The sequence below is a fragment of the Okeania sp. SIO3I5 genome (assembly GCF_010672085.1).
Lineage (GTDB): Bacteria > Cyanobacteriota > Cyanobacteriia > Cyanobacteriales > Microcoleaceae > Trichodesmium.
On record NZ_JAAHHT010000319.1, the window covers coordinates 1 to 8,984 of the forward strand.

7 protein-coding genes are annotated in these 8,984 nt (G+C 38.3%); 3 read left to right on the forward strand and 4 right to left on the reverse strand.

The features are described from left to right. Nucleotides 1–810: 810 nt before the first annotated feature. A complete protein-coding gene (locus F6K40_RS36430) occupies nt 811–1,770 on the reverse strand; it encodes a M48 family metallopeptidase (RefSeq protein WP_293143935.1) in 960 nt (319 codons plus the stop codon). A 121-nt stretch (nt 1,771–1,891) separates the two neighbouring features. Between F6K40_RS36430 and F6K40_RS36435 the strand changes: the two genes are divergently transcribed. Beyond that, complete coding sequence (locus F6K40_RS36435) at nt 1,892–2,269, forward strand: hypothetical protein (protein ID WP_293143938.1); 378 nt, start codon at nt 1,892–1,894, stop codon at nt 2,267–2,269. 419 nt (nt 2,270–2,688) lie between these two features. Here the strand turns inward: F6K40_RS36435 and F6K40_RS36440 are convergent, their stop codons facing one another. Together F6K40_RS36440 and F6K40_RS36445 are read right to left on the reverse strand one after the other, a co-directional pair. Continuing rightward, nucleotides 2,689–3,585 (reverse strand): Rpn family recombination-promoting nuclease/putative transposase, encoded by an 897-nt coding sequence (locus F6K40_RS36440; protein WP_293143941.1) that lies wholly within the window; start codon nt 3,583–3,585, stop codon nt 2,689–2,691. 142 nt (nt 3,586–3,727) lie between these two features. Continuing rightward, nucleotides 3,728–4,174 (reverse strand): DUF29 domain-containing protein, encoded by a 447-nt coding sequence (locus F6K40_RS36445; RefSeq protein WP_293143944.1) that lies wholly within the window; start codon nt 4,172–4,174, stop codon nt 3,728–3,730. Nucleotides 4,175–4,393: 219 nt separating this feature from the next. On the opposite strand from F6K40_RS36445, the gene F6K40_RS36450 reads away from it, so the two are divergent. Together F6K40_RS36450 and F6K40_RS36455 are read left to right on the forward strand one after the other, a co-directional pair. After that, nucleotides 4,394–4,897, forward strand: coding sequence for a hypothetical protein (locus F6K40_RS36450; protein ID WP_293143947.1), 504 nt, complete (start codon nt 4,394–4,396; stop codon nt 4,895–4,897). Between the two features lie 67 nt (nt 4,898–4,964). Next, a complete protein-coding gene (locus F6K40_RS36455) occupies nt 4,965–8,231 on the forward strand; it encodes a tetratricopeptide repeat protein (RefSeq protein WP_293143953.1) in 3,267 nt (1,088 codons plus the stop codon). A gap of 160 nt (nt 8,232–8,391) precedes the next feature. Here the strand turns inward: F6K40_RS36455 and F6K40_RS36460 are convergent. Continuing rightward, nucleotides 8,392–8,984 (reverse strand): Rpn family recombination-promoting nuclease/putative transposase (locus tag F6K40_RS36460; RefSeq protein WP_293143950.1); only part of this gene is annotated, 593 nt, incomplete at its 5' end.

Sequence of the window (8,984 nt, forward strand, 5' to 3'; positions counted from 1 at the left end):
GCGGGAAGTCCCGCGCTCTCCATCCCCCCTAACCCCCCGTGCATAGGGGGGAAGGGGAGCGTCGGGATGAAAGCCTGGGCCCGGATTTGGATACCTTCATAAGCTAAACGTTCATAGGCCCAAGACATAAGCTAGGAGCATTTTGTTATTATCAATGTCAACACAGGGGGAGGACATCACCTCTGTCATGCTCCGCGGTCAGGGTTTCCCAGACGCTCAGAATCCCGCGTTGTCCATCCCCCCTAACCCCCCTTTGAAAGGGGGGAATAGAAGGGCAACGTCGGGAGTATGTCAATTCCTAGTAGTGCCGTGTCAAGCTTGAAAATGTGAGTTAAAGAACCTAACCCCCCAACCCCACAACTATCCCCCCTGCCCCCCGCGTGAAAGCTATGCTTTATAAATATCTTTCTCTTTTCATAAAACTTGACAACATAGACAAGTTATGCACAAGCTCCTCAAAGGCTTTTTTTGGGAGAAAAATGTGTTGAAAAATACATTTTTTTGATAACTGTAGACAGAATTCTTCCTCCCCCTCCTCCCCCTTCCCCTCCTGGGAGGGGTTAGGGGTGGGTCCCCATCTTCCCCACCCTCCCACAAGGGTTTCAGGAGTTCCTGATCAGGGATAGCTTGTGATTGGGGGGGTAGGGAAGGGGGAGTCTTTCCCCCCTCTCACTCATCAGGAGAGGGGGAGGGGCAGGGGGGAGAGGTCTCCAAGGTTACTCGTTCTTGCTCCCCACCATTTTAGTCTTGACACGGCACTACAAGTTTTGCTGAATTCTAAATTCTAAATTCTAAATTCTAAATTCTGATTCATCTGGACTTAATTCGATTAATTTCCTGTTGTAACTCCTGAATTTGACGGCGCAAAGCTTCCGCCTCATTTTCTGGAGAGTCTACTTCCACCTCAACAGCACCCTCCCCAGTAGCACGTTTATAGTTACCAGCATGAATTTGACGATATTCCGCAGAATTTGCCCAATTTTGCAAATAGCGCAGTCGTTCCACTGGGAAAGGATGGCTCAACATTACACCCTGACCATCATTGTAAAGCAAAAATTTATAGACTTGATTTAGGCCATCTTGCTCTAGGTCTTGATAATCATCAGACTGACGAATAAGCTCTTGTAAACTACACTCATTGGCATACTTACTACTTACTCCAGCCAACTTCATCATAGTTTCCATGACTAAATTTAGGTCATCCATGACTAAAAGAGCTGCCCGATCTGCCGATAATTCAGCTTTGCGCCGCCACTCGTAAAAAGCAAAAATTAATCCACTGCTGACTAAATTACCTAAACCAAATGTTACTTCTCCGATCGCCGAAGCAATACCCATTGCCCAAACTGCCATCTGATTTAAGATTGGGTGGCCACACTTAATATGTCCTAATTCGTGAGCTAATACAGTTTTTAATTCTGTCTCATTTAATAAGTCTAAAAGACCAGTATTTAAAACAATTAAAGGTTGATCTTTACCCAGAGAATAGCTATTTACTTGGGAATTTTGAGAAACAAATAAGGTAGGTTCAGGCAGTATATCTAAGTCTCTGACACATCCTCGAAATATTTGATAGATACTGGCATATTGACGAGGCCCAACTTGAATTCCATTACCCATTAAATAAACATATTGTGGGCGTTCGTAAACAAATTCTACAAATTTACTGGCAATTAAGTCAAATCCAGGCACGCTGCGTAAAGCATCTTCTGCTTGTCGATCTAAGGGATGGCGAAATGCTTCGCTAGAAATTCCGGTATAGGTAGGCATGATTAAAGTTTAATAGTTTAGTAGAAATTAAGTCTATTTTGATTCTGGCATTTAAAGGTTTATATTAATTATGTTGACAGACAAAATAAAACAATTGCAATTTGAGGTTCAGATTGAAAATATGGATTACCTAAAAAATCGTGATTCATTGGATCGTTCTTTAGAAAAAGCTTTAACAAATGAACTTATAGATAGATATTTTGATTATACAGAAAGTTGGCTGAGGGCTATTTTACGCAAGTGTATTTTTTCTCTGACTTATTTAGATGGAGAGACTGTTTTTGTCATTGAATGTCCAAATTTTGCTATTGCTAAAAGATTGAGTCGTAAAACTTATCCTTTTTTATGTTTTGCAGAGCATTTTTATGACTCTGATAGCGATCGGGTTTTGATTTGTTATTTGGATGGGGATGAAAATTGGCAGTGTTTTGATTCGACTCAAAAGTTGTGGATGTCTTTAAAAGAGGGAATCGGGAATAGGGAATGGGGAAGAGATTAATAATTTAGGGATAATAATTGGTTCTATTTTGAATTTATTGAGATTGCTTTGGGCTATGAATTATTGAGTCGCAAATATTAATTATTGAGCAAAAAAATAAAGTTTCAAACCTCCCATTTTTATGGAATAAAAATAATAAATTTCAGTATTTAAAACCTGCCTATTGTATGAGGTAATGATCACTGATAACTGATTATTAAGATGGCTTCGGAGTATTAATTTTTGAGTCTAAAATATTAATTATTGATTGAGTAAATAATAAGGTTTAAAAACTCGCATTTTCAGGGGATAAAAATAATAAAATCAAGTATTTCAAGCCTCCCTATTCCATGAGGTACTGTTTCGCTCCTCGACATGAAAAACGAAGTTCAGACCTAGGAGGCTAACTGATAACTGATAACTGATAACTGAAGTGACACTTACTTATTTGCCAACCAATTCGATACATCGTCGAAATTAGTAAAATCAAAAATCTCTTCGCTCAAATTTTCCAACTCTTCCAAAGATAAATCTGATAACTGATTTTTTAGATTTTCTGGTACTTCCCCAAAACGCTTTTTAAGTAGACGCATTATTAGAGCGATCGCCTCCTCAATTCTGCCTTTTTCTTGAGCAAAAAGTATCTTGCCACTCTCATCTTGTGCCATAATTGCCCGCTTTTCTAGCAACTCTAATTCCTCGGGACTGAGATTAATTTCGTTGGCAATATTCAGAGCTTTTTCTATTGCCGATACCTCTCCCAGACTTTCGGGAATTATTTCTAAATTGTCTGTTTCTTTAATGAAATAAATCCATTTATCTACTAAAGTTTCTAACTCCTCTAATGACTTTTTAAATTTGGGCAGCTCTACAAAAATTAACTGCATTTCTGCTGCTGTATACTTCACAAAATTTTTCTCATTTAAAAAGGAAAAATAATTCACAACATCTGAGGTTTTTTTAAACATTTTAAAATCCGTAATTGTCACAGCAATTACTGGTTTTAAATTCATATAAGCTTGACGCGGACTTAATTGAGCTGCATAAGTTTTTGCTAAGTTATAAACCACTCGTTTATCAAAGGCAGTAACGCTAGCTACTTGCATCTCAATAATCACCTGAGAATTATCGTCTAATACGGCTCTGACATCTAAATAACTGTCTTTTAAAGTTTGTATCTGAGGGGGATTATAAGGGTTGAGAATTGTCAGGGATTTAATCTTGTTTTTACCCTGATAAATAATGGCATTCAGAAAACTAATTAATATGTCTTGACTTTGGTCGGAACCGAAGATTTTTTTAAAAGCATAATCAATTTTCGGACTAATGAATCTCATGGTAATTTCATCTCCTGATTAATTATTAATTCTATAGCTTCATTATAAAATAAAGATGCATGCTTTGGAGGAGTTGAAAATTAGAATTCAAGTTTCCCTAGCATTGCACTGATAACTGATAACTGGTAACTGATAACTGATATTAAGGTAGCCAATTTTCATCCAGTAATTGTTGGAGGTAATAAGGGCATTCTTTTGGAAAAGAATCTAGTTTAGTTTTGGCTTTAACAAATTTAAGAGCATCTTGATAAATAGATAAGAATTCTGCTTCTAAATGATGGCGTAAGTTAGTAGTTAAACGTCGTTTTAGTTGAGTTCTGAAATTGACGATTTCTGCTTCCCAATGATTGGCATTTTGGGAAAATTCTGTTTGCCAATATTTATATAGAAGTAGATGTCGGATTAGTTGTTCGAGGAAACTTTCTACAGCATTTTTTTCGTTTCTGCCTAAAGCTTCTAATTCCTCAATTAAATTATCATAATCTAGTTGTGTTAATTGACGGTTTTTGAGTAATTTAATAGTTGCTTCTAACCAGCGATCGTATTCGGTTTCGTAGAGTTGTTTTAAGTTTGTGGTAGTGTTAGTCATGTTGAGAAATTTTAAGTTAGGCCGATATGATATAATTCTGAGAGTTCAAGGAAATGGACAACATTATTAGTTAAATGATCAGGACTTACGCAGAACCACCATATACAGTAGGGGCGAATGGCATTCGCCCTCTACAGATAGCGTTTTGTCTAGGAATTTGCGTAAGTCCTGATGATATAGTAGTTAATAATTTTATCTTATATAAAAAAATAAGTCTTTATGAATAATCGTCAACGCTTAACTGATTTAGAGGATACGATTGAACGGCTTTATGACAGACTAGGATATTGGGAAAAAGAGCTAGCTATTATCCGCCCCGGTAGTGATGAAAAGTTTAAACTACAACAACGTATTAAGAGAGAACTTTTACCAGATATTCGTCGCTACGAACAAGAATATTGGCAGCTTTATCCTATGGAAGGGGTTGTTATTTCTGAAGAAGAAGCTGCAAGTCAGTTGGTACAAGTTGAGCAAGCAGTTACTTCTCTTGAGCAAGTTTCTGCTGCTGAATATCCTCCAGAAATGCTCGCTTTGTTGCAAGAAATTCGAGCCAAGTTAGATATTTTGGATAGTTCAGCTTCTGCAAAATTCAAAGTTACTATACCTTTGATTCCAGCGATCGCTTCTTATGAACTGGAGATGGACACCGAAGGGGTGATGTATAAAACCTGGAAGTCAATCAAAGGAGGGATCAGGAGGTTAAATTCCACCTTTTTTCGATAATAATGGCAAGTCAAAGAGCTATCAAACTGTCAGAAAAAATCCTATCTTTAAGCTGCCACAGCATGATATTTCTACGTTTACTGGGCGTAAAGATGAGCTAAAACAGTTAGAAAATGTGCTGCTGTCTCAGGAAGGTGAGAAAGTATGTAGTATTGTGGGGTTAACGGGAGGTGGTGGCATTGGTAAATCTGCTTTGGCGTATCACTTTGCTACTATCCATCAGGAAACTTATCCTGATGGGGTAATAGGTTTGCGGGTGGATGAAAAGGATGTCAATACTATTGCTCGTCGGTTGGCGAAAGTTATTGATGCACCTATTCCTGAAGATGATGATCTAGAAGCTAGGGAAATAATGCAAAGGTTTTTTGCTCCCAAGCGGATGTTACTGATTTTTGATAATGCGGAAGAGGCAAAAATTAAGGTGTTACGTCCGGGAGGAAACCGTTGTGCTGTGATTGTAACTACCCGGAATCAGAGTTTGCCTGTTTCTTTGGGTGTGCCTGAAACTGCTACAGTTAGGTTGCGATCGCTCCCGGAAAAGGATGCTCTAGACTTACTCAGAAAAATTCTGGGTGAAACTAAGATCGATAGTGCCTTAGCTGCTGCAAAACAGATAGCAAAAGTTGTTGGTAGATTACCGTTGGCGTTGCAAGTTTTAGGTGGTACTCTGCGCGGCAAACGGCGATCGCTGGCAAGTTATGCTGATTCTCTGGAAAAGCAAAAGGAGAAATTGAAACTCCTACAACGACTCCGCTTGGGGGAAGATCCAGATTTTAACGTGGAAGCTTGTTTGAATTTGAGTTTGGAGTTGTTGGAGTCGGAAGAAATTGATTTTTTTGCTTGTCTGGGAGTTTGTGCGGAGGATGGGTTTGCTCAGAAAACGGCAATGGCAGCAGCAGGTTGTGAGGATGAGTTTGATGCTGAGGATTTTTTAGATAAGTTGCATGATAGATCGCTGTTGAATTATGCGGAAAATCAACACGATCGTTTTGTGCTGCATCCTTTGGTGCGGGAGTATGCTAGGTTTCTTGCTGAAGATAGGAATTTGCTGAATGTGGCGCAGGAACGTCATGCTCAGTTTTTTATGGAGCAGTTACAGTCTGATGACTTGGAGGATGAGGCGGTTGTTGCGGAAGTTGCTACAGATTTGAGTGATATCTTCTTGGCTGCTAAGTGGTTGCAGAATGAACGGGGTGAGACTACAGAGAGTAGAAAGGAAGCTTATGAATTTGTTTTAAAGTTGGAGCCGTTATTTGAGCAGTATGGCTACTGGGAAGAGGGTATTACTCTGATGGAGAGACTGGAAACTTGGGCAGAACAATCTCAGGATTGGTATGCGATAGCTCGATGTAAAATGCACCAAGCTCGGTATTTGTCTTTTCTAGGAGAACTTGAACGAGCAGAAGAAATCTTAATTTGTGCAAGAGATATTTCATCTGACGAGCAAAAAATTGAAGGTTTAGAGACGCGCAAGGAGCGCCACGCTAAGGTATTAAATGTACTGGGTGGTGTTTATCAAAAACAAGGTAAGACAGAAAAAGCTATTGAAACTTTTAGGGAAGTAATCGCTCAAGAAACTGAAATTGGTAATAAGCGATCGCTAGCCATTGTTTATAACCGCTTGGGTAATTTACTGCAGTCTCAGAATAACTTAGAGGAAGCACAGCAAGCTTTTGAAGAAGGAATAGCGATCGCTGAAAGTATTGATGACAAATTAACTGCTGCTATTGGCTGGAATTGTTTAGGAGGATTGCTAGAAAAACAGGGGAAATTAGAGGCAGCACAGAACGCTTTTGAACAAGGAATAGCTATAGCTGAAAGTATTGATGAGAAACATCAACTGGCAATAGGCTGGAATTGTTTAGGAGGATTGCTAGAAAAACAGGGGAAATTAGAGGCAGCACAGAACGCTTTTGAACAAGGAATAGCTATAGCTGAAAGTATGGATGAGAAACATCAACTGGCAATAGGCTGGAATTGTTTAGGAGGATTGCTAGAAAAACAGGAGAAATTAGAGGCAGCACAGTACGCTTTTGAACAAAGAATAGCTATAGCTGAAAGTATTGATGACAAACATGGACTGGCAATAGGCTGGAATTGTTTAGGAGGATTGCTAGAAAAACAGGGGAAATTAGAGGCAGCACAGAACGCTTTTGAACAAGAAATAGCTATAGCTGAAAGTATTGATGACAAACATGGACTGGCAATAGGCTGGAATTGTTTAGGAGGATTGCTAGAAAAACAGGGGAAATTAGAGGCAGCACAGAACGCTTTTGAACAAACAATAAAAAATACAAATTTTCATCACAAACGATCTCTAAGTATTAGCTGGAGTCGTTTAGGAAAGGTGCTAGACAAACAAGGTAAGTTGAGGGATGCAGAACAAGCTTTTCAAGAAGTAATGGCGATCGCTCAAAGTATTGACAATAAATTAACTGTTGCTTTTGGATTGTATGAGTTCGGCAAAATTTACAAGTCAAAAAGAGAGTTGAAAACAGCGGAAAAATTCCTCAAGGAAAGCCGAGAAATTTTTGAGGATAAAAATGATTTACCTAGTTTAACAAAAGTGATGAATACCCTGGGAAATGTTCTCGAAAAACAACAGAAATGGAAAGAAGCTAAGAAAGTCTTGGAGGAAAGTTACGGTTTTGACGAAAAACTTGGGAATAAATTAGGAAAAGCTATTACAGCAAATAGGTTAGGACAAGTTATAGCTCATCTAGAAGGAGATGAAGCTTTTGAGCGATCGCTTATGTATTTCAACCAAAGCATTAGACTAGGAAAAGAACTAAATAATGAACGTCACCTAGCAAAAGTTTACACAGCAAGAGGAAAAGTCTTTCTCAAACGTGAATTCTACGCTCGCGCTCTTGAAGAGTTATCTCAAGGCTTTGAAATTGATGCAAAATCAGGCAACATCCGAGGTTTAAAGATTATTACCTCCGAGATAACCTATGTTTTATATAGATTGTGGAGACAAGAAGAGGCATTAGAATATTGTGAGCGGGCGCTAGAAATTGCTCCTGAGCATAACAGTTTCCAAGAATTGTATGACAGAATTCAGAGAGCGATCGCCACGGGTTCTCAGCCTACCTTTTTGACAACAGGTTGGGTGCGTTCCATTCGGTATTATAAAAAACAAAAGTCATACAAAGGTATAATTAGCCCAGATGATGGCTCTTTAGACATTATCCTTAACAACAAAAACATCAATAGGGAATTGATATCTCAATTAAGTGAAGGAGATTTTGTAGAAGTTGAAGTCAAAGAAATATATGGAAAACGCTATGCAAAGCAAATCAATATAATTGATGAAGAAGATGAAGATTGGTAGTTTTGATAATAGTCATACAGCGCTTTTCAGATTTATGAACCACATCGCCACAACCAAAACCCTGTAGGGACGTTTTGCTGACGCAAAGCTCCGCTAACACTGCGTGACATGCAACGCATTTTTGTTATGCAACGTCCCTACTTTGTGTTCTACTAATGTGCTATCTATCTGCCAACCAATTCGATAAATCGTCGATATTATTAAACTTTAAAACTGCTTTAACTAAATCCTCCAAATCTTCTAAAGATAGACTTTCAAGCTGACTAGCAATCTCATCTTCTGGAACTTCTATAAAACGCTCTTTGAGTAAAAGCATTATCAGAGCGATCGCCTCTTCAATTCTGCCTTTTTTCTTTCCTTTTTTTTCTCCTTTTTTCTTTCCTTTTTTCTCTCCTTTTTTTCCTGCTTTTTCTTCTGCCAAAAGTATCCGCCCAGTCTCATTGTGTTCCTTCATTTTCCGTCGTTCTAGAAACTCTAATTCCTCTCGACTAAGATTAATTTCATTGGCAATATTCAGAGCTTTTTCTATTGCTGATACCTCCCCCAGACTTTCGGGAATTAGTTCTAAACTGTCCGTTTCTTTAAGAAAATAAATCCATTTATCTACTAAAGTTTCTAACTGCTCCAATGACTTCTTAAACTTGGGCAATTCTACAAAAACCAACTTCATTTGTTCTGCTTTATACTTAAAGAATTTTTGCTCATGTAAAAAAGCAAAATGATTCACAACATCTGAAGATTTCTTAAACATTA